Origin of the sequence: Alteraurantiacibacter aestuarii (assembly GCF_039523595.1) — a bacterium.
GTDB classification, from domain to species: domain Bacteria; phylum Pseudomonadota; class Alphaproteobacteria; order Sphingomonadales; family Sphingomonadaceae; genus Alteraurantiacibacter; species Alteraurantiacibacter aestuarii.
The window spans coordinates 92,202-113,341 of sequence record NZ_BAAAFP010000003.1 but is presented as its reverse complement, the minus strand read 5'-3'; the positions used below and the strand labels follow the sequence as shown (position 1 = coordinate 113,341).

15 protein-coding genes and 1 tRNA gene are annotated in these 21,140 nt (G+C 61.9%); 8 read left to right on the top strand and 8 right to left on the bottom strand.

What is annotated here, in order from left to right:
• Window positions 1-11: 11 nt before the first annotated feature.
• The gene (locus tag ABDZ98_RS13885) at window positions 12-1,295 is read right to left on the bottom strand and encodes a DUF418 domain-containing protein (protein ID WP_160591339.1); all 1,284 of its coding nucleotides are present in this window, start codon (window positions 1,293-1,295) and stop codon (window positions 12-14) included.
• 28 nt (window positions 1,296-1,323) lie between these two features.
• Window positions 1,324-2,520 carry an SPOR domain-containing protein gene (locus tag ABDZ98_RS13880; RefSeq protein WP_337190193.1) on the bottom strand — a complete coding sequence of 399 codons (1,197 nt, stop codon included), beginning with the start codon at window positions 2,518-2,520 and terminating at the stop codon, window positions 1,324-1,326.
• 297 nt (window positions 2,521-2,817) lie between these two features.
• Between ABDZ98_RS13880 and ABDZ98_RS13875 the strand changes: the two genes are divergently transcribed.
• Genes ABDZ98_RS13875 through ABDZ98_RS13865 form a run of 3 tightly spaced genes read left to right on the top strand, consistent with a single transcriptional unit; the run spans window position 2,818 to window position 5,567 of the window.
• Window positions 2,818-3,537: an AAA family ATPase gene (locus ABDZ98_RS13875; RefSeq protein ID WP_160591337.1), complete on the top strand. Its 720-nt coding sequence runs from the start codon at window positions 2,818-2,820 to the stop codon at window positions 3,535-3,537.
• Between the two features lie 16 nt (window positions 3,538-3,553).
• Window positions 3,554-4,045, top strand: a complete 492-nt coding sequence (locus ABDZ98_RS13870; protein WP_160591335.1) for a hypothetical protein — start codon at window positions 3,554-3,556, stop codon at window positions 4,043-4,045.
• A gap of 25 nt (window positions 4,046-4,070) precedes the next feature.
• A complete protein-coding gene (locus ABDZ98_RS13865; protein WP_160591333.1) occupies window positions 4,071-5,567 on the top strand; it encodes a CDC27 family protein in 1,497 nt (498 codons plus the stop codon).
• Window positions 5,568-5,637: 70 nt separating this feature from the next.
• Here ABDZ98_RS13865 and ABDZ98_RS13860 read toward each other — a convergent pair whose 3' ends face one another.
• From ABDZ98_RS13860 to ABDZ98_RS13850, 3 genes are read right to left on the bottom strand one after another with little or no spacing between them, the layout of a single operon-like run.
• Complete coding sequence (locus ABDZ98_RS13860) at window positions 5,638-6,396, bottom strand: SDR family NAD(P)-dependent oxidoreductase (protein WP_160591331.1); 759 nt, start codon at window positions 6,394-6,396, stop codon at window positions 5,638-5,640.
• Window positions 6,386-7,615: a dihydroorotase gene (locus tag ABDZ98_RS13855; RefSeq protein ID WP_160591758.1), complete on the bottom strand. Its 1,230-nt coding sequence runs from the start codon at window positions 7,613-7,615 to the stop codon at window positions 6,386-6,388. The genes ABDZ98_RS13860 and ABDZ98_RS13855 overlap by 11 nt, the downstream gene beginning before the upstream one ends.
• On the bottom strand, window positions 7,612-8,649 hold the full coding sequence (locus ABDZ98_RS13850; protein WP_160591329.1) for an aspartate carbamoyltransferase catalytic subunit: 1,038 nt from the start codon (window positions 8,647-8,649) through the stop codon (window positions 7,612-7,614). Before ABDZ98_RS13850 ends, ABDZ98_RS13855 begins: the two co-directional genes overlap by 4 nt.
• Before the next feature lie 110 nt (window positions 8,650-8,759).
• Between ABDZ98_RS13850 and sppA the strand changes: the two genes are divergently transcribed.
• Both sppA and ABDZ98_RS13840 read left to right on the top strand, forming a co-directional pair.
• Entirely contained in the window at window positions 8,760-10,676 is a 1,917-nt protein-coding gene (sppA, locus tag ABDZ98_RS13845) for a signal peptide peptidase SppA (protein ID WP_160591327.1), read from the top strand.
• A gap of 134 nt (window positions 10,677-10,810) precedes the next feature.
• Window positions 10,811-10,885, top strand: a tRNA-Val gene (locus ABDZ98_RS13840).
• A gap of 51 nt (window positions 10,886-10,936) precedes the next feature.
• Here ABDZ98_RS13840 and ABDZ98_RS13835 read toward each other — a convergent pair.
• The 3 genes from ABDZ98_RS13835 to ABDZ98_RS13825 form a co-directional block, all read right to left on the bottom strand.
• Complete coding sequence (locus ABDZ98_RS13835) at window positions 10,937-12,391, bottom strand: UbiA family prenyltransferase (protein WP_160591325.1); 1,455 nt, start codon at window positions 12,389-12,391, stop codon at window positions 10,937-10,939.
• Between the two features lie 88 nt (window positions 12,392-12,479).
• Window positions 12,480-13,778, bottom strand: coding sequence for an NAD(P)/FAD-dependent oxidoreductase (locus tag ABDZ98_RS13830; protein WP_160591323.1), 1,299 nt, complete (start codon window positions 13,776-13,778; stop codon window positions 12,480-12,482).
• A gap of 43 nt (window positions 13,779-13,821) precedes the next feature.
• On the bottom strand, window positions 13,822-14,751 hold the full coding sequence (locus ABDZ98_RS13825) for an NAD-dependent epimerase/dehydratase family protein (RefSeq protein WP_160591321.1): 930 nt from the start codon (window positions 14,749-14,751) through the stop codon (window positions 13,822-13,824).
• A 196-nt stretch (window positions 14,752-14,947) separates the two neighbouring features.
• Here ABDZ98_RS13825 and ABDZ98_RS13820 point away from each other — a divergent pair, with 196 nt between their 5' ends.
• The 3 genes from ABDZ98_RS13820 to ABDZ98_RS13810 all read left to right on the top strand — a co-directional run bounded on the left by ABDZ98_RS13820 (window position 14,948) and on the right by ABDZ98_RS13810 (window position 21,094).
• Window positions 14,948-16,570, top strand: a complete 1,623-nt coding sequence (locus ABDZ98_RS13820; protein ID WP_160591319.1) for an ArnT family glycosyltransferase — start codon at window positions 14,948-14,950, stop codon at window positions 16,568-16,570.
• A 712-nt stretch (window positions 16,571-17,282) separates the two neighbouring features.
• Complete coding sequence (locus tag ABDZ98_RS13815; RefSeq protein ID WP_160591317.1) at window positions 17,283-20,039, top strand: TonB-dependent receptor; 2,757 nt, start codon at window positions 17,283-17,285, stop codon at window positions 20,037-20,039.
• On the top strand, window positions 20,039-21,094 hold the full coding sequence (locus ABDZ98_RS13810) for a phytase (RefSeq protein ID WP_160591315.1): 1,056 nt from the start codon (window positions 20,039-20,041) through the stop codon (window positions 21,092-21,094). Before ABDZ98_RS13815 ends, ABDZ98_RS13810 begins: the two co-directional genes overlap by 1 nt.
• Window positions 21,095-21,140: the final 46 nt, after the last annotated feature.

Here is a 21,140-nt window from a genome sequence, read left to right as displayed (position 1 = left end):
GCGAACCGTTATCAAATGCGGTTGGGGAAGATCCGCCAATAGGTCAGGCAGCGCCACAGCCATTCCAGCGGGCCGCGCCGGAAACGTGCCAGCCAGACCCGCGAAAAGGCAATCATCATGGCCCAGCCCAGCGTCACCACCACCAGCAGTTCCGCCCGGTGCATGGTGCCGAACCGATCGCCGGCCCAGCCCTGGAATATCAGCACCATCACCAGCGATGTGCCGATGTAATTGCTGAACGCCATGCGCCCAGCATCCGACAATCTGAGCACCAGCCAGCTATCGCCCGCCCCATCACGCGTCCGCGCCGCCCATTGTGCCAGCAGGCAGGTTCCCCCCACCAGCAATGGCACATTGGCAAAGCCGGAAAAGCCGAAGAAGGCCATCTGCGTGATGAAGGGTGTGAAATCGCGGGAATAGACGAACAGGCCCGCCGCCAGGTTCAGCGCCAGCCCCAGCACCAGTGCCGCCAGCGCCGGTCCGCGCCAGTGCGGCTTGCCTTCCCCGGAATGGAAAACCCCGCTGCGGAACAGGCCCATGCCGATCATCATCAGCGGGATGGTTTCAACAAAGCCAAAGGAGAAATAGCTCCACAGGTCGCCGCTCTCCTGCGTCAGGCGATAGCGCAGGATCGCCAGATAGGAATCGCCCGCCATCAGCTGACCGCTGCGCGCCGCATCGGCCAGCTGGCCCTGCCAGAATTGCTGATACAGGCTGATGGCGGTGGGATTGGCATCGGCGCCACCCAGTACGGTCAGCACCGCAGGCAGATAGGCAATGCCCTGCCACAACGCGCCGAGCATGGCCCAGATGATGCCGATGGTCAGCTGCGTGCGTGCCTTGAGCGGCACGGCATAAAGCGCAAACATCCCCGCGCAGCCATAGCTGAACAATATATCGCCTTTGAACAGCAGGTAGAAATGCGCCAGCCCGAACAGGATGAGCCAGAACAGCCGCCGCATCTGCAACAACGCGGCGGTCTGATAATCGGGGATACGTTCGATAAACAGCACCATCCCGGCGCCGAACAGGATTGAAAACAGACCACGGAACTTGCCGTCCACCAGCACATATTGCGCCAGCCAGATCAGCCTGTCCGCCGTATCGCCGCCGCCGGGCAGCGCGGGCGGCCAGTAATAGGCGATATCGACATGGGCAAAGCCGGTAATATTGGCGAGCAGAATGCCCAGCACCGCTATCCCGCGAATGAGGTCGAGCGAGGCAATGCGCGCACCAGCCTGCACCGGCGCCACCGTCACCTGTTCAACCGGACTATCTTGCTGCTGTGCGACCATTGGACTCCCGTCCGCAGGTCTTAGCGCTTCACTCGCGCGTCACAAGACAGTCATGCCCTGAATTCTGCAGTGAGCGGCAGGCAGCCTCTGCTTCGGCGCGCGAGGAATAGCCCCCGGCCTGCAACTTGGTGACACGGCCGGCAGGCACAAGCAGGCGCTGATACCCTGCCAGCTCGCGCCGGGACCTCAGCTGGCTCCACAGCCGCTCGGCATTGCTGGCGACCGAAAACGCGCCCAGCTGCACCCGCCACGGACCAGCGGCTCGCGCCTGCTGGGGTGCCGGTGCCGGAGCTGGAGCCTGTACCGGAGCAGGTGCCGGAGCCTGGACCGGAGCCGCAGCAGACGCGGAGGCGACGGTGGTTCCGGCCACGCGGCGGGGACGAGGTGATGGGGCAGCAGACGCGCCATAGGCAGCACCGGCCTGCGCCGGGCTTTCAGTCCCGGTGGCGCGGCTCGCCTCTTCCAGCGCGGAGCGCGCGGCGGCAACCGAAGGCGAAACGGCGGTGGTGGCAATCGGGCGCGGCACCCGGGCGCTGGGCTGTGGCGCCGGACGGGCGGACGGGCTGGCGGAGGGACTGGCGGAGGGACTGGCGGAAGGTATCTGCACACCCAGATCTGCCGCAGCCAGTTCCACTGCGCGGGCAGTGTCCGCCTCGGCGCGCAATTGCTCGGCCATTCCGGCACCTTGCTGGCGCTGTTCCAGCGGGATGAACTCATCCATCTGCGCCAGCGCCGGGATCGCCTGCGGCAGGCCCGAACCATTGGCCAGCGTCATCAATGCATAGGCGCGAACCCAGTCTCGCTCTGCAAAATCGCCGTTGAAGTGGGCAATGCCCATCAGATATTGCGAACGCGGATCACCGCGCCGGGCGGCTTCGGCAACATAGGGCAGGGCTTCCTGCTGGCGTCCGTTCTGGAACAGCATAAGGCCATAGATATCGCCCGCCTCGATATGGCCCGCCTGCGATGCACGGTAGAACAATTGCTCGGCGCGTTGCAGATCGAGCGGAACGCCGCGCCCGACTCGGTAAGCCTGGCCCAGATTGAACATGGCATCGGGATCGCCTGCAGCAGCAGGACCTTCCCATTCGCTCACCGCAGCCCCATAATCGCCGCGGCTCCACGCTTCCACGCCGTCTCTTACATCTGCCATTGCAGGCACGGCGACCAGCGCCGAACACAGCGCGGCTAGTCTGAGAATCTGGTACTTTTCCGGGCGTTTCACGGGATCATCCCCTAGAGTCTGACGCAAACACAAGCCTCCTCATAGTAAATGAGGCTTTAGCAAAAGATTTATGGCGCGCGGATTTTTGGGCGCATTTCGGGAGAGGCTGGGTGCTGCCATCCCCCTTCGCAGCACGATTATCCGGCAGATCGTGCCGCCCGCTCAAACCGTCGCCGCCACAGTATATGATAAAGTCCTGCTGCGAATTAACCCAAAATAAACGGTGATCTGCGAACTCCTTGCCAGGAAGGACCGCGAAATCCTCTCTTCCGGTCCAATATCTGAGGGGAATTGCCCGTGCGCGTTTTGGCATTGGCGTCACAAAAAGGTGGCTCTGGCAAGACTACACTGTCCGGTCATCTGGCCGTGCAGGCACAGCGTGCCGGTGCCGGTCCGGTGGTGCTGATAGACATCGATCCGCAAGGTTCGCTGGCCGATTGGTGGAATGAACGCGAAGCCGAATTTCCGGCTTTTGCGCAAACCACCGTTGCGCGCCTGGCCAATGATCTGGCGATATTGCGCCAGCAGGGATTCAAGCTGGCCGTAATCGATACCCCGCCTGCCATCACCATGGCGATCCAGTCGGTCATTTCGGTGGCCGAACTGCTGGTCATCCCCACCCGCCCCAGCCCGCATGACCTGCGCGCCGTGGGCGCAACCGTTGATCTGTGCGAACGCGCCGGCAAGCCGCTGCTGTTCGTGGTCAATGGCGCAACGCCCAAGGCCAAGATTACCTCGGAGGCTGCCGTGGCGCTTTCCCAGCATGGCACCGTGGCCCCGATCACCCTGCACCACCGCACCGATTTTGCCGCCTCCATGATTGACGGGCGCACGGTAATGGAAGTGGAGCCGGAAGGACGCAGCGCGCAGGAAGTTGTCGCGCTGTGGCATTACATCGCCGATCGGCTGGAGAAGAATTTCCGCCGTACCGTGTTTGCCGCTCCTGGCACCAGCGCAGCGCAGGCCAATGGCGTGTACCGTGCGCAAGGTGGCTTTGGCCGCCGGGTTGCCCAGTAAGGTGACGGAACAGGCCATGAGCGAACCCACATCTTTCGCCTCACTCGGCCCGCTTCTGCTTGCCCGTAAAGGCGGCGCAAAGCCCGCCCTTCGCGGCGCGAACGGCGAAGACGTTGCAGACGATCTGGCGCAGGACAATGAAATCGGGGCGGATGGCGAATCCATCGAAGCCCAGCTGGCCGCCTTCCAGGATGATGAGGCCTTGCGGGCAGAGCCGGAAGTGAAACGCCAGCAGCAAGCGCTGCTTACGCGCATTGCCGATGCCAATATCAGTGCCGCTGATCACCCCGGTACTTCCGATGCCGCGCAGGCGCAGGCCGCTGGCCGCCGAGCTGCCTTTACGCTGCGGCTCGATCAGGAACGCCATCTCAAATTGAAGCTGGCCAGCGCCGTGCTGGGTGCCAGCGCACAGCAGCTTGTTACCCGGGCGCTCGACCAGATGATGGCCGAAATGCCCGAAATTGAAGCACTCGCCGCGCAAGTCACGCGCGATGGAAGAAAGGCCTAAGGGGGGCCAGACCGGAATGTACCAGGTGGACAAAAGCAATCGGATGATCGGCCTTGCGGTCACCACCGCCATGGCCGGAGTGCTGCTTTCAGGCTGCGCTACCAATCCCGCGCCGCGTGCCGACATATCGGCCGCAGCCGCGCAAGAGGCGATGGCTGAAGGCCGCTCCGACCGCGCCATCCGGCTGGCGGAGGAAGCCGTGCAGGCCGATCCGCGCAACGCTGCCTATCGCACCATGCTGGGCACCGCCTATCTCGATGCCGGCCGCTTTGCCTCAGCCCAGACCAGCTTCAACGATGCGATGTCGCTGGGCGACAATTCACCGCGCACCGCGCTCAGCCTCTCGCTGGCGCTGACGGCACAGGCCAAATACGAAGAAGCCGCTGCCCTGCTGAACGATTGGGAAGGCGAGATCGGCACATCGGATCTGGGCCTTGCGCTGGCTCTGGCCGGACAGCCACAGCGCGGCATCCATCTGTTGAGCAACGCCATTCGCGGCGGTGAAAACACCGTGAAAATGCGCCAGAACCTCGCCTATGCCTATGCCATGGCAGGTCGCTGGCGCGAAGCACGGCTGATGGCGGCGCAGGATGTTCCGGCTGATCAGCTGGGCGACCGCATGGCCTATTGGGCCGAAATGGCCAGCCCGCTTGCCCATGAGCACCGCATTGCCGGACTGCTGGGCGTGCCTGCGGACGTACGCGATCAGGGCCAGCCGGTGCAGCTTGCGCTGGCCAACACTCCCGGCGTTGAACAGCTCATCGCCGAAGCAAGCGCCTATGCCGCTGCGGAACCGGCGGCTGTCCAGGTTGCGCCCAGCGACACGCAGGAACTGGCCGCGCTGGAGACCATCGCCATCCCCGCATCGGGCAGGGAACTGCCTCCCGGGGGCGAACCCGACATCGCGCTGACGCGCTATCAGGCACCGACTACCGAGCGCCCCACCAGCGTGGAACAGGCCTTCGCCACGCGGGCGCCGGAAGGCGGATCGCTCGCGCAGGTTGCGCAGGACGTGGTGCGCTTTGTCAGCGAACCCGTGGTGCAGACCACGCCTGTCCGTTACGGTGCCACTCCCGAACCGCGCGTGGCAGGCCAGGCCGGCCAGCCTTCGCGCCCGATTGCCCGGCGCGCCATTCCATCGGCGGCTCAGCAGTCAGTGATCGGCTCAGACCCGGTTGAACAGGGCGGTGAAGAACTGGCCGCAACGCCGGTTTCGCTGTCCGCAGATGGCTCGCACCTTGTCCAGCTCGGCAGCTTCGCCAGCGAACAGGGCGCACGCCGCGCCTGGGGCATTTATGTCAGCCGCTATCCCGAACTGGCAGGCCACGAAATGGTCCTGACCGAAGCGATCATTCGCGGAAAACGCTATTTCCGCGTTTCGGCGGGCGGTTTTGACCGTGTCGCCAGCCGCACCATGTGTTCGCGCGTGGAAGCCAGCAATGGCGATGGCTGCATCACCTGGGCCGCCGCCAGCCCGCTGCCCGGCGCAGTGGATACCGGCATAAGGTTTGCCAGCCGCTAAACCCATTCTCTCCCGAGAAAGACCTGCCCCTCCCCTTCCATCGAAGCGGAGGGGCTTTTCTTGGTGGTTGCTAGAGCGAATAGCCCCCGTCGCTGACCAGTACGGTGCCAGTGATCGTGGCCGCATCATCAGACAGCAGGAACAGGATCTGCGCCGCGATTTCTGACGCGGTGGCAAAGCGGGCCAGCGGCGTGCCGATTGCGGCCATTGCCGCCAGCGCCTTGTCCCTGTCCCCATCGTGGCTGGCGACCAGATCGCGGAAGAACAGCGTCTGATCCCAGATTGGCGTGTCCACCCCGCCCGGGGCGATGGCGTTGACGCGGATGCCGCGCGCTGCGGCTTCCCTGGCGGCGACACGGGCAAGCTGGATGACCCCGGCCTTTGAAGCGCCATAGGCCGCTGTGCCGGGTTCCGCCTTTACCCCGCTGACCGATGCAGTGAGCACGATGCTGGCCCCGTCGCCCGCCTTGCGCAATGTGCTGCGCAGCGAGAGGAACATCCCGTCCAGATTGACTCCCAGAGTGCGCCGCCAGTCGTCAAATTCGGTGTCGGCAATCATCCCGCCAGCGGCGATCCCTGCATTCAGCACGGCGCGATCAATTGTGCCTGCCTGCGCCTCTATCTGCTCCCACAATGCCGGATCGCAGACGTCACCGGCAAATCGCGTGACATCGCCGCCAGGGTCCAGCGCCTGCAACGCATCGTCATTGCTGTCGACCAGCAGCAGTCGCTGCGCCCCTCTGGCCGCCAGAGCATGGGCGCAGGCCGCGCCTATGCCCGATGCGGCCCCGGTGATGAGGCAGGTTCCGACCGGCGCATCAGAGGGCAATTTCGACCCCGCCCTTCCACAAGGCAGCGACGCGGCCCTGTGCGGGCTGGCGGTCAAACGGCGTGTTGCCTGCCGCCGCTTCCATCTTGCGGCTATCGATAATCCACGGGCGTTCCGGGTCTACCAGCGCGATGTCCGCCTCGCACCCGGCCACCAGCTGGCCCGCGTCGACGCCCAGAAGGCGCGCGGGATTGCTGGCGATCAGGGCAAAGGCGCGCTCCAGCGAGATCACCTCGTCACGCACCAGCGTCAGCACCATGGCCAGCAGCGTCTCCGCCCCGGCCATTCCCGGCGCTGCATCGGCGAAGGGCAGGTTCTTGTCTTCTGGGCCGCGCGGATCATGGCCCGATGACACCACGTCAATCGTGCCATCGCCAATCGCCGCGATCACCGCCTGCCGGTCATCTTCGGGCCTGAGCGGAGGAGAAAGGCGCGCAAAGGTGCGGAACTGGGCCAGAGCGAGGTCTGACAGCATGAAATGCGCAGGCGTAACGCCCGCAGTTACCGGCAATCCGCGCGCCTTGGCCGCACGCACCAGATCCAGCGCGGCGCGGGTGGTGACTTGCCTGATATGCAGCTTTGCCCCGGCGATTTCGGCCAGCGCGATATCGCGCGCCACCGCCAGCGCCTCTGCCTGCGCCGGAGCGCTGGGCAGGCCCAGCCTTGTGGCTATCTCGCCCGCAGTTGCCGCAGCGTTTCCGGCAAGTCCGCCGTCTTCCGCGTGGGAGACCACCACCATGTCCAGCATGGCGGCATATTGCAGCAGGCGCAGCATCAGGCCGCTATCGGCAATCCAGCTGCGACCCGTGGCAATCGCCCGTGCACCCGCTTCGCGCATCAGCGCGATTTCGGCCAGCTGCATTCCGCCAAGGCCTGGCGTGGCTGCTGCCAGCGGATGGACCCAGAAGTCGGGCTTGCCGCTCTGGGCAGCAAAGCGAACGCGGGCAGGATGATCGAGCGGCGGGGACTGATCGGGCATCAACGCCGCGCGGGTGATCCCGCCAAAATGAAACGCCGGCTTGTCGATCGCGAACACGCCCAGATCGACGAGTCCCGGCGCGACCAGCAGTCCGCCTGCATCAAGCACTTCGTCGCCATCGGCAATTTCGCCGCCAATGCTGTGGACCAGCCCGCCTGCCAGACGAAGATTGCCTTCGACCAGTCCTTCAGGCGTAACCAGTGTGCCGCCGGTGATGGAGATGGGGCGCATTTGTTTCATACCCATTGCCCGCCTAGATCATTTTGGCCCCAACCGGGGATGTTGCGGGCCTTGCGGGTCAGCACGTCGAGGCAGGCCATGCGGATCGCCACGCCCATTTCCACCTGCGCGGTGATGATGGAGCGCCCGGCAAGGTCGGCCACGTCGCTGTCGATCTCCACCCCGCGGTTCATCGGGCCGGGATGCATGATGATGGCGTCAGGTGCGGCCAGTTCCAGCCGTTCCAATGTCAGCCCGTACAGATGGCGATATTCGCGCGGAGAGGGAATGAACTGCCCCTCCATCCGCTCGCTCTGAAGACGCAGCATCATCACCACTTCACTGCCCGCCAGCGCGGCGTCGAACGAATGGAACACCTCCACGCCCATCGCCTCTATCCCCACCGGCATAAGCGCGGGCGGCGCGCATACGCGCACTTTCGCGCCCAGCGCCTGGAGGCTCAATATGTTGGAGCGGGCCACGCGGCTGTGCAGGATATCGCCGCAGATGGTCACCACCAGCCCGTTGAATTCCTCTCGGCCCCGTTCACGCAATTTGCGCCGCAGCGCCAGTGCATCCAGCAGCGCCTGCGTGGGATGTTCATGCTGCCCGTCTCCGGCATTGAGCACCGGACAATCCACCTTGCCCGCGATCAGCCCCACCGCCCCGCTGGAGCCGTGGCGGATGACGATGGCATCGGCGCGCATGGCGTTTAGCGTCACCGCCGTATCGATCAGCGTCTCCCCCTTCTTCACGCTCGACTGTGCGGCATGCATATTGACCACATCTGCGCCCAGCCTCTTGCCCGCAATCTCGAAACTGAGCAGCGTGCGGGTGGAGTTTTCGAAGAAGGCATTGATGATCGTCAGGCCCGCCAGCGCATTGCTGTGCTTGCTGGGCTGGCGGTTGAAATCCACCCACTGCTCGGCTTCCTCGAGCAGGTAGAGAATCTCGTGCGTTTGCAGCGCACCGATTGAAATGAGGTCGCGATGCGGGAAGGCCCGCCCGCCAGCCGGAAAGCGGCCTTGCGATGCTGTGTTTTGCGGCGATGTCATTAAAGCCAAGCCATTAGTCGGACTATGTGCAGCGCTCAAGCGCTTTCGGCTGGCACAAGTGCTTTGTGCAAACTAGGTTGCGCGCAAGGCACAATCACAAGGCATTGTTCATGAGTTTTGCAGGCAAGGTTTGGCGGCTGCTGGTTGGCGTAAAGGATGCGCTGGCACTGGTTTTTCTGCTGTTGTTCTTCAGCCTGGTGTTCGCCGCGCTCAGTTCCCGGCCCAATCCCGGCCTTGTTCGCGAAGGGGCGCTGCTGCTCAAGCTGGATGGCTCCATCGCGGAGGAGCCTTCGCTTATCGATCCCATCTCCACCCTGCTGTCAGGCACGCTGCCCACGCGTGAATATGCCGCGCGCGATCTGGTGCGCGCCATTGACGAGGCCGCGCGCGACAAGCGGATAGAAGCGATCGCCCTCGATCTCACCACATTCACCGGTGGCCCGCATGTCACCATGCAGGAAGTGGGCGATGCGCTGGCCCGTTTCGGCCGCACCGAAAAGCCGATCCTGGCCTTTGCCGTCGCCTATTCGGACGATGCGCTGGTGCTGGCTGCCCATGCCGATGAGGTGTGGGTTGATCCGATGGGCGGCGCTGCCATCCGCGGACCTGGCGGCAAGTCGCTCTATTATGCCGATGCGCTGGCGCGGTTTGACATCAACGCCCACGTTTTCCGCGTGGGCACATACAAGAGCGCGGTCGAACCCTATCTGGAAAACGGCATGTCTCCCGAGGCGCGCGAAAATGCCGAGACCTATGTTGGCGCAGTGTGGGATGAATGGCGCGCGCACATCGTGCAGGCGCGCCCGCAGGCCAATATCGAAAAGGCCACCACGGGCCTGATTGCGCTGATCGCGGAAAATGGCGGTGATCTGGCCAAGGCGACCGTGGCCGCGGGCCTGGCAGACCAGATCGGCACGCGCGAGGAATGGGGCGCCCATGTCGCCGAAATCGTCGGCAAGGATGAATGGGATGACCGGCCCGGCACTTTCGCCGCGACCGAGCTTGATCCGTGGCTGGCCGAAGTCGGCCCGGAAACCAGCGGCACCCGCAGCCTGACCGGCGGCAAGAAGGCCATTGGCGTGATCACCATTGCAGGTGAAATCAGCGATGGCGATGCCGGACCCGGCTCGGCTGGCGCAGCGCGGATCACCGCCCTGCTTGATGATGCGCTGGATGACGATCTGGCCGCGCTGGTGGTGCGGATCGATTCTCCGGGAGGGACCGTAACCGGCTCCGAAGCCATCCGCCGCGCCGTTCTGCGGCACAAGGACAGGGACATCCCGATTGCCATATCGATGGGCAATTATGCCGCCAGCGGCGGATATTGGGTGGCCACTGCGGGTGACCGGATATTTGCCGAGCCTGAGACGCTGACCGGATCGATCGGCGTGTTCATGGTGGTCCCCACATTCGAGGATCTGCTGGCGAAATATGGCGTGTCCTCCGATGGCGTGCAGACCACGCCCCTGTCCGGTCAGCCGGACCTGCTGGCAGGCCTGACCCCTGAGACAGAAGCACTGCTGCAGGCAGAGACTTCGGCGATTTATGACCGCTTCATTGGTCTGGTCGCCGAATCGCGCAATATGACCCGGGCTCGCGCAGATGAGCTGGGCCAGGGCCGGGTGTGGACCGGTGGATCGGCCCGCCAGCTTGGCCTGATCGATCAGTTCGGCGATCTGGATGCGGCGCTGGAATGGGCCGCTGGTGAAGCGGGGCTGGAGGAAGGCAAGTGGGGTCCACGCTTCCTGGTCAGTCCGCCCGATCCCTATGAAGCGATGCTGGCAGGCCTGCTGGGCGGCGATAGTGAAGCGGCGCCGGCCCAATCGAGCGTGTCGGGCATGATCGCGCAGGGCGAACAGGATCTGGCAGCGCGCATCTTCGCCGATTTTGACCGCATGATGTCCATGCGCGGCGTGCAGGTGCGGTGCCTGGAATGCATGCCGTTTGAGCGTGCCCCCGGTCCGCAGGCGGCATCTGCCACCCCGGTCTGGTGGCAGGCCATCGGGCAAAGGCTGTTCGCACGCTGATACGGCAGGAGATGTGCGGGCGACACGGCGGTCACGGTGCAAAGTGGGCGCTTGTCATTGCCGCAAGCTCATGGCAAAGGCCCGCCCCTGCCGTTGACAGCTGAATCGACATCGGTTTCGAGATCGGCTCCGGCGGGCGCGTAGCTCAGTGGTAGAGCACACCCTTCACACGGGTGGGGTCGCAGGTTCAATCCCTGCCGCGCCCACCATTCCTTCCGGCCACTGGCCGGAACGGATGCCTGCCAACAAAATGCCCGCCTTCAAATGGAGACCAGCACGATCCCGCTGGCAGTGATGGCCGTAAGCCAGCTGTTGCGATCGCGGGCGGCGAAGATGATCGGATCATCGTGCAATTCATTGCGGCTTGCCAGCACCAGTATCCGGCCGATCCAGTACAGCAGCAGGGGGCAGATCAGCCACAGCCGCTGCGGATGGCTGTATAGCGCGACGACTTCCGGGCTGGACAGATATTCGGTGATCACCAGGATGGCGCAGAACCCGGCCGCCGCGCCCAGCGGAAACATCACTTCCAGGTCCTGAATGCGATAGCCGCGGCCGGGCGGTGCGGACTTGCCTGCCTCGCGCCGGGCCACCAGTTCGGAACAGCGCTTCACGATCGCCAGGCTCAGGAAAATGAACAGGCTGAACATCAGCAGCCACGGCGACTGGTGCGAACCGGTGGCGATGACCCCGGCCAGCACCCGCAAGGTGTACAGTCCGCCCAGCGTGATGACATCGACCAGCAGGCGACGCTTGAGCAGCAGCGAATAGCTGAGCGTGGCGGCAACATAGATCAGCAGGATCAGCAGGAAGCGCGTGTTCAGCAAGCTCGCCAGGACGATGGCAACGGCCAGGATGGCAAGTGCCATCGGCGGCCCGTGGATCAATCGTATGCGGCAATCGGCAAACGGGCGGTTGCACTTGCGGTGATGATCCCGGTCCCCCGGCAAATCCAGCAGATCGTTGATGATATAGGCGCTGGAAGCTGCCAGGCAGAATGCAACGAAACCAATGGAGCTTTCCATCACCGCGCCGACATCGAGGAAGCGGTGACCAAGAAGCAGCGGCAGGAACAGCAGCAGGTTCTTGGCCCATTGATGCGGGCGCATCGCTTCCAGCCAGGCACGCAGGTCGCGGTCCGACTGCACGATGATCTCGGCATCGGGAAACCGGTTGATGATCTTTTTTGCAAAGCCGGGTCGATGTGCGACCACCAACTTGCCCCGCGCCGCTTCCCATACGGGGATATCGACCCGCGCGTCGCCGATGTAATCGAAGCCCAACCTGCCGAATTTCCCGGTCAGCGCCGCGGCCTTGGCCGTGCCTGCCAGATTGGTCTCGCCGTCTGAAGCGAGCACGCCGGTCAATCCGCCGACACGCTCCGCGACCTTGTCGACCCACCGATGATCGGATGCGGAGGCCAGATATGTCTCGCGCCCCTGCGCCTGTGCCGTGCGGATCGCGGCCATTGTTTCGTCGCGCAAGGGGATCGAATCGATGCCAAAATCGCCCCGTTCGGCCAGCCTGCTTTTCAGCACCGCCTTGCCCAGCAGCAGCCAGTACAGGAGCTTCCAGCATTCGAGTGGATTTTGCGCCACGAACTGCAGCGCCGCCTCATGGAGCAGGTCGGACCTGAGCAGCGTGCCGTCAACATCAACGACGAGCGGCACCTGCTTCGGGTCGCTTTTCTCGGCCGGGTGTTCCGGATTCGTCATGGGTTCTCGCCAGCGTGCTGAAATGAAAGATAGTGCTCTGTTATCATAGAGTAGCAATGGCTGCCCGGCGCAAGGCGTGTTGGCTCGCTCATGCCGATCCTTCGCCGATTGCTTCGACCATTTCCTTCGCCAGTCGCACGCTCTCCGAAATCCCCCGATCTTCAGGGTAATAGAAGCATGTGTCGGCAATCTGCAGCCCCGCAATCGGCGTGCGCACCGGCGGAATCTTCGCTGCGAAACCGGGTTCGCACACGGGCTGGGCGTAGCGCAGGCGCGCGACATGGCTGGCCAGCACGTCATCATCCGAGATCGCCGGGTTCAGCCGCACGATATAGCTCAGCGCTTCGTCCACCAGACGATCATCCGCCCAGGCGAATTTCTGGTGGGTGACCGGCATGTAATAGGGCACGAACACGATCGTCTCCCCGCCAGGCATCGGGCGCAGGTTGGAAAATTCGATGATCCCGGGCACTTCGATCCCGTCTTCGGCGATGTTGACCCAGAAGTGCGGCGTGACGGACTTCTTCAGCTTGAACAGCAGGCAGCACACGCCAATGTTATTGATCGCCTCATAGCGATCCTTCCAGTCCTGCGGCAGGTCGGGAACGGTCGCGGCGACATAGGGCGTGGGCATGGTGGAAATGACGGCGTCTGCCGGAAAGAACCCGTTTGCGGTTTCAACCCCGGTCACCCGCCCGTCGCTGGTAACCACCCGCGTGGCCGCGCTGGACAGGTGGATCTTGCCGCCCATCTCCCCGATCCGCTGGCACAGCCTGTCGACCAGCGTCTGGCTGCCACCCTGAATATAGCCCAGCCGCTCTTCAAACAGCGACTTGCGAGAGCGGCCGATGCGCTTGACCCTGGTCCATATCCACGCCGCGGAAATATCATCGGCATATTCGAAGAACTTGAGATCGAACAACGGCTTCCACAACCGGGCATAGGCTTCCTTGCCCGCCCAGCGGGTGATCCATTCGCGCGCGCTCTGCGTCTCCAGCGCGTCCCACCGCTCACGCCTGGTCGAAACGAAGGCAAGCAGGCCATAGCGCAGCCGCGCGATCAGGCTGACGCCGGGATAGCGGAGAAGGGAAACGGGATCGCCCCAAGGGTGCAGTTTGCCGCCTGAGAAAATGCCCATCGTGGTTGCCGTCCAGCGCATGGAGTCAGCCAGATCCAGTTCTTCCAGCAGATCGAAAGTCGGCTGGTCGGCCATGCACACGAAGTGGTAGAAACGCTCGATCGAGGTCCCGTCGAAATCGAAATGGGCAGCCATTCCGCCCGGCTCGGGGCCGGCTTCCAGAACCGTGACATCATGGCCCGCTTTTGCTGCATGGTAAGCTGCGGCAAGGCCCATCGCACCTGCTCCGATTACAACGACTGCGCTCATTTCAAGGGCACCTTTCGTGTCTGACCTGACCAGTGATCGAGACCTAGAATTCGAGCGCTACCTGCGAGTAGGTCGGATCGCCGAATGTTTCATCCAGAGCTTGCTGCAAGGGAGTGGCTCGGACTCCGAAAATACCCGGCCAATCGATGACTTCGAATATGTCGGGAGTGATAAGCGCCTTGAGTTGCTTGATTGTGAAAGGCGGGTTCCTGCCCAGCAGGCCATAGCTTTTCAACATCAGCCAGAACGACCAGTAGGGCACCCGGACAATCGCGCTGCGGGCCTTTGTGGCGCGCTTCACCGCACGCATCAGATCGATATAGTCGATCCGTTCCTGACCGGTGATATTGTAGGTGCCCGTCATGCGCTTCTGTATTGCAGCATCAATAATGGCCGCAAAATCAGCAACATAAAGCGGCTGGCGAAGGTAGCGCCCATCGCCCGGAACGGGGAAGACCGGCGATTTCTTCATGAAGCGCGAAAGCCACCCCATGTGCTTGCGATCAAACCAGCCGAACATCAAAGTGGGGCGCAGGACGATCTGCGGGATGTCACAGGCGGCGACCAGCGCTTCCTGCGCCTTCTTGGTCTCGGTGTAGAAATCCACCGCCATCGAATTGACGACCGATGACGAGATGTGGACGATGTATTCGATATCGTGGCGCTTGGCCGCATCGATCAACCGAACAGTCGCCTCGATATTGTTCCGGTCGAATTCAGCATAATCAAGCCCGCCGATCTGCGCCTGTCCAATGATCAGCACGTCCGCACAGGCCAGCGCTTCTTCCCATTCCCCCGGCTGCGAAATATCCGCACAAATCGCTTCGACACCGGGATGATAGCGGCGCAGCACCTTCATTTTGGCGACATGCTTGTCGATTGCGACTATTTCGTTTCCGGGAACGTCCAGTCTCTTGAGCAGATTCTGCCCCAGCAATCCTGCAGCACCGGTAAGGACGATCTTTGCAGGCATGAAGTCTGTTCCCCGGGTTCAGCGCCACTGGCTCACTACAGTGCGACATTGCTGCATTGCAACATAAATGATATCGCACAACAGGTGAAGTGGGGCCGCGCGTCGAGCGTCACAGCGTGGTATTTCCACCGTGGCCGCGAGTTGCTGGCGCTGGAGGGTAGGAATGGTCTTGCAGCGAATAACACAAGCTCTCGCCGTGTTCATTGCGAAACGGCCCGGATCGGTCTCCGCCCTGATCTGCGTGCTGTTCTTTATCTTCCTTTTCCTGACGATGAACCGTGAAATCGATGCGTTTGACGAAAGCATCATTCTGGTAAACGCGCAGCGGGTGCTGGCCGGGGATGTGATCCACCGCGACTTCTATTCGAACTATGGCCCGGGCAGCCCCTATCTGGTCGCTGCTGTATTCTGGCTGTTTGGTCCCAAGCTGCTGGCGGCGCGCCTGTTCGGATTGGTGCTGATGGCTGTTCCCGCAGGCCTGGTGACCTACCTTCTGGTGCGCCGCGTCCCGTTTGGCTTGGCCCTGGGTGGCAGCCTTGCGTGCGCCATGTTCATCTATGTTGCGGCCTTCCACCTCTATCCCGTCTATCCTTGCCTTGTGCTGATCCTGGCGAGCGCGATCATCGTGTTGCGTGAGGACATTCTCGCCCGGCCGGGCCTCATCCTCACTTGCGGCGGGTTGACCGGGATCGTGGCGCTGTTCCGCTATGACACCGGCTTCTTCACGCTGGTGGCTTTCAGCATATATCTGCTGGCGATCGGCCCGGGAAAGACAATCCCGGCAAGGATCGCAGCGGCAATCCGGCCAGTCCTGACGCTGGCTGTCGGCGCGGCCCTGGCGTTTGCGCCATTCGCCATCTATTTCCTCGCCACTGCGCAGATAGCGGACTTCTGGGCCGACATTGTCGAGCACTCCGCTCCCTATGCGGCCAATCGCGGCCTGCCCTTCCCCGGACCCGGTGCAATAATGGCAGATCCCGCCGTGGGCGGTGTCTATATTCCCCTGCTCGTCACACTGGCTGCGCTGGCCGAACTGTGGAGAAGCCGGGCTTCGGGGGCAGGACAGCAAGCTGGCCAGGACTTCCTGATCCTGTTCACCCTGCTGACGGTGATCCTGACCTACAAGGGACTGGTTCGCGTCAGTCTGGTCCACATGCTGCTGGCTATCGTCCCGGCGATCACTCTTGCCGCATTTCTTGCACAGCGCTGGGCCTCGCGGCGCGGCCACTGGCGCAGCGCGGCAATAGTGCTGTCTGCCGTGGCGGTCTTTGCCGTGGCGGGCTCGTTCAACCGGCTGCGCGCGGACGTGGGCGCCATCGAACGCACCGCCACCGGTGGGCTGCTGTTCGCCGGGAGTGAAGAAAACCCTCCCTGCGTGGAGGGAAGCCCGCCATTCGTGGGCCTTACCTCTGCCGATTATTCCCGGGCCGTTGCATATCTCGACGCGCATGTTCCGGACGGAGAACGCATTCTTGTGGGGCTGGACCGGCATGACAAGGTTTTCGCCAATGGCCTGTCGATCTATTTCCTGGCGGACCGGCTCCCCGGCACCAAATGGGCCCAGTTCGATCCGGGCGTGACCAATACCGCCGGCATCCAGCGTGAGATCATTGACGATCTCAGGAAATATGACGTCCAGTGGATTGTCCGCGATGCCTCATTCGAAAATGTGACCGAGCCGAACCTCAGCTCCGTCAGCAGCGGAGTGCTCCTGCTCGACAGCTACCTTGCCCGCAATTTCCGGAAGGCATTTGCATCAGGCAAGGTGGAAGTGTGGCTTCGCAACGATGTCCCCGCCCCTGCCCCGGACGGGGCCTGAGGCTACCGGGCTAACGCCCTGCGCGCATTCGCGCTTTGGCTGGGGAATGGAGACCCGGATACATCTGTAACCCCGTCCGCCAATGCAGCACGCATATCTGACATCGGGCGGTCCACTTCGTCAGATTCCGCTTTGTTGCGGTAGAGACTACAATTGTACACCTGACACTCGCCAATATAGCCGGTAACTCTGACTGTTTGGCCGTTCAGTTGATCTATCTGGGTTGGAAATTCGTCGACTGTGATTGGCCTATCGGTGGACGAGCTGCCACAAGCGATCGTGGCAAGTGCCAGAAGAATGCCAGTCACAGGTCGTAGAACTGAAGCGACTCACACTTCCCGGGGATACTGGCGGCGATGTCCGCTTTCCACCCCGACCTCGGTCGTTCATCAGTATCTTGGAACCAGGCGAAAGCGGCCATTCACCCATTTTTGGCGCGCGCCATAACTACACGCCCATCTCGGCTTCCCGTAATTGAGCCTGGATGATTGAAGCTTGCAGGAACCGCATCCTTTTCTGAAAACCCATGCAGCCGCTCCCACTGGGCAGGGCTTCAAACATCGATCCGGCAAGCAGGACCACCCAGAAATCTCGATTCAACTCGATCTCGCGTTTGCTTTGCCAACGCCGCTCGCTGCGTCATTTTCCCGTAATACCTCCATTCTAAGCGCCCGCCTCATTGAACTTCAGGTATTCAAATTGGGGCCCCCACATGAAACTTCTAAAGCTGACTGTATTTCTGGTTTGCACAACATCTGCCACCTCGATTGCCCATGCGGGTGAGATCCGCGGAGTGGTTGCGGATTCGTCACAGACCACGCAATTGCAAGCTGTCGATATCATCGTGGAGGATCTTGGGCGAACCGCTACGACGGACCGCAACGGCGCCTATGTGATTGCCGACATTCCTGCAGGTTCGTATCAGATTTCTGCCAGCTATATCGGTGCTGCGACGGTAACTCAGACTGTTTCGGTCCCTGAAACCGGCACTGTTACGGCCAACTTCATCTTGGGAGCCGGTGCCGACAATCAGATTCTGGTTATCGGCCAGGCCGCCAATCTTGCCAGTTCGCTATCGCGCCAAAGAGCAGCGGACGGAGTTTCCTCCGTGCTTACGCGTGATGCGATTGGTCAGTTCCCGGATCAGAATGTGGCAGAATCGATCCGGCGTCTGCCCGGCGTCAATGTTCTAAACGATCAGGGTGAGGGCCGGTTCGTTTCTATCCGCGGTCTCGATCCTGAATTGAACAGCAGTTCGATCAACGGCGTTCGCCTGCCTGCGCCTGAAAGCGATGTGCGGTCAGTGGCGCTCGATGTGATCAGTTCCGACATCATTGAATCGATCGAGATCAAGAAATCACTTACCCCGGATATGGATGGTGACAGCATCGGCGGCTCGATCGAAATCAACACGACCAGCGCTTTCGATCGCACGAATGACCTGCTGACGGCGAAACTTGAAGGCAGTTACAACGAATATGCCGACAGCGTGACGCCCAAGGGCAGTATCGATTTCGCCACCCGCATCGGCGAGGATTTCGGCATTTCCGGCGGCATCAGCTACTACCGGCGTGAATTCGAATCCGACAATATCGAGGCAGCTGACTGGAACGAGGCCGGCGGCATCGTGTTTGCCGAGGAAGTTCAATATCGCGATTATGATGTGACGCGTGAGCGCCTCAGTGCCTCGCTGAACTTTGATGTCCGTGCATCCGCTTACACCACGCTGTTTGCGCGCGGACAATTCAGCCAGTTCGACGATCAGGAATATCGCCGCCGGACGACCATCATCCTGAATGAAGACCCGGCATCTGGCACCGATACAAGCGCTTTCTTCACCGACGCCGATGGCCGTATCGAGGTACGCCGAGACATCAAGGACAGGTTTGAGCGCCAGCGCATTCGATCCTTCCAGATCGGCGGCGATCATGATGATGGCATCTGGGAGGGAGGTTTTTCTGCCAGCTACGCCAAATCGAGCGAACTGGAGAATTTCTCCGTCGACCCCACCCGCTTCCGCTCCCGTTTTGACGGTGACGGCGTGGATGTAAACTTTGACTACAGCGATCCGCGCCTGCCGCTTTACAGCGTCACTAGCGGATCGGCGCTGTTCAATGATCCTTCGGAATACAGCTTCAACCGCGTCGAGCTGACCGATCTGTCGGCCAGTGTGGACGAGGAATATGCGCTGCAGGGCGACCTTGGCCGCAGCTTCCTGGCCGGGAGTGGTGAATTCACCGTGCAAACCGGCTTCAAGTCGCGCTGGCGTGACAAGAGCTATGATTTCAATGGCCGCTTCTTCGGCGATTATGACGGCGACTACACATTGGCCGATGTACTGGGCGCCCAAACCTATCTGATTACCGATATGGGACCGGTGGCCAGCCATACCGGCGCGACCGACTTCTTCCTTGCCAATCTGGGTAATTTTGAAGTGGACCAGTATGAAACCGATCTGCTCAGCTTCCCCAGCGATTATTCGGTCCAGGAAGATGTGCTGGCAGGCTATCTGCTGGGCCGTTTTGACAGCAGCACTTTGCGGGTGATCGCAGGTGTTCGCGCAGAACGCACGTACAACGAACTCAACGGCAATCTGGTGGTGGATGACGGCGATGATGTGACCGATGTCATCCCGGTTTTCATCACCCGCAATTACACGGACTGGCTGCCCAGTGCGACAGTGCGCTTCTCGCCGGAACGCGAACTGGTTTTCCGTCTGGCCGGATACAAGAGCCTGGTGCGGCCCAAGCTGTCCAATCTGGCGCCGCGTTATACCATCAATGAGGATCTGGAAGCTGAGTTCGGCAATCCGAACCTGCTGCCCTACCGGGCGTGGAATGCGGATCTTTCGGCAGAATATTACTTCAGCGAAAACGGCGCGGTATCGATCGGTGCTTTCTACAAGACAATCGACAATTTCATCGTCGATTCTGTGATCTCGGCTTCCGGAACCTTCCAGGGTGTCGATTATGATGAACTGACCATCCCGATCAACGGGGACAGCGCCGAAGTATTCGGGATTGAGGCAAGTTTCAGCCAGACCCTGTCTTTCCTTCCCGCACCTTTCGATGGGCTGCTGGTGCAGGCCAACTACACTTTCACAGACGCCACAGGCACATTGGATGACGGACGTGAAATTGCCTTGCCAGCGGCTTCGCGCCACACTGGTAACATCGTGCTTGGCTATGAGAACGGTCCGTTTGAGTTCCGGGCTGCTGGCACCTATCGCAGCAGATATCTGGACGAAATTGGCGCCGCCGCAGACCAGGACAGGCTGGTCGACAATCACTTCCAGCTCGACCTTTCTGCCAGAGTCAGAGTGACCGACGACATCCGCATTTTTGGCGAATGGATCAACGTCAACAACGCCAAGTACTTTGCCTATCAGAACTTCATGGGGGCTCAGCGCAACCTGCAGTATGAAGCCTATGGCTCGACCTTCAAGTTCGGCGCGCGAGTCAGCTTCTGATGGCTCCCGCGTGGCGCAAGAGCTGCGTGGCCGCCGCGTTCACCCTCTTGGGAGGGTGCGCGGCGGTCGGCGACGGGATGGTCAGTCTGCCCGCTGTCAGCGTGACAGCAAGCGGCGAAACCACGCCTGTTGGTACGGTCAATGCAGATGCGGCAGATGATCCGGCAATCTGGCGCAACCCCGCCAACCCGGCGAACAGCCTGATCGTTGGCACAGACAAGAAGGCGGGGCTCTACGTCTACGGCCTTGATGGAGCCGTCCGTGATTTTGTGGCGGCTGGCGAGCTGAACAATGTTGACTTGGCCGGCAACGCCGATGGCGCGCTGGTTGTCGCAAGTGACCGGACCGATCCGGCAAATTCCCATGTCGCGATGTTTCAGCTTTCGGCCGAGGGCACGTTGACCCCCCAAGGCAGGATCGCCAGCGGGCCGGGCGAAGCTTATGGCCTTTGCCTGCAGCGCCATCGTTCGCAGGATGGTGCAGGCGGTAGCCAGGTCATTTATGCGGCGATCAAGGACGGCACGGTGCGCGAACTGCGCATTGATCGGCAGGCGGGCGGAACCTGGCAAGGCACCCCTCTGCGCAGCTGGAAAATTGCCACCCAGATCGAAGGATGCGTCACCAATCCGCGGAATGGCGACTTATTCATCGGCGAGGAAAATGTCGGCATTTGGCGCATTCAGACCAGTCTGGCGAATGCCGAACCAGAGCTGTTCGCCAGTGTGGGCGAACAAGATGGTCTCGTTGCCGATGTCGAGGGACTTGCCTTCGCCGCACAGGAAAACGGGCCAGACTATTTGATCGCGTCGAGCCAGGGCGACAATGCCTATGCCGTCTTCCATATCAATGACGGCGCGCTTGTTGGGCGCTTCCGTATCGCTGATGGCATCGTGGATGGCACCAGTGAAACCGATGGCATCGAGGTCTCCATTGGCGACTTGCCCGGTTTCCCCGGCGGACTTTTCGTGGCCCAGGATGGCGACAACTCCCCCTCAGGCCAGAATTTCAAACTCGTCAGTTGGGATGCAATAGTGTCTGGCATGGGCCTGAGGTGAATTTTATGGTTCTGATTCGGCGGATATCGAGGGCAACCGCCTGAAA

Coding starts and splice junctions, on each gene's coding strand:
- ABDZ98_RS13885 (WP_160591339.1), bottom strand. CDS start 1,295: ATGGTCGCACAGCAGCAAGATAGTCCGGTTGAACAGGTGACGGTGGCG.
- ABDZ98_RS13870 (WP_160591335.1), top strand. CDS start 3,554: ATGAGCGAACCCACATCTTTCGCCTCACTCGGCCCGCTTCTGCTTGCC.
- ABDZ98_RS13855 (WP_160591758.1), bottom strand. CDS start 7,615: ATGAAACAAATGCGCCCCATCTCCATCACCGGCGGCACACTGGTTACG.
- ABDZ98_RS13850 (WP_160591329.1), bottom strand. CDS start 8,649: ATGACATCGCCGCAAAACACAGCATCGCAAGGCCGCTTTCCGGCTGGC.
- sppA (WP_160591327.1), top strand. CDS start 8,760: ATGAGTTTTGCAGGCAAGGTTTGGCGGCTGCTGGTTGGCGTAAAGGAT.
- ABDZ98_RS13835 (WP_160591325.1), bottom strand. CDS start 12,391: ATGACGAATCCGGAACACCCGGCCGAGAAAAGCGACCCGAAGCAGGTG.
- ABDZ98_RS13830 (WP_160591323.1), bottom strand. CDS start 13,778: ATGAGCGCAGTCGTTGTAATCGGAGCAGGTGCGATGGGCCTTGCCGCA.
- ABDZ98_RS13825 (WP_160591321.1), bottom strand. CDS start 14,751: ATGCCTGCAAAGATCGTCCTTACCGGTGCTGCAGGATTGCTGGGGCAG.
- ABDZ98_RS13815 (WP_160591317.1), top strand. CDS start 17,283: ATGAAACTTCTAAAGCTGACTGTATTTCTGGTTTGCACAACATCTGCC.
- ABDZ98_RS13810 (WP_160591315.1), top strand. CDS start 20,039: ATGGCTCCCGCGTGGCGCAAGAGCTGCGTGGCCGCCGCGTTCACCCTC.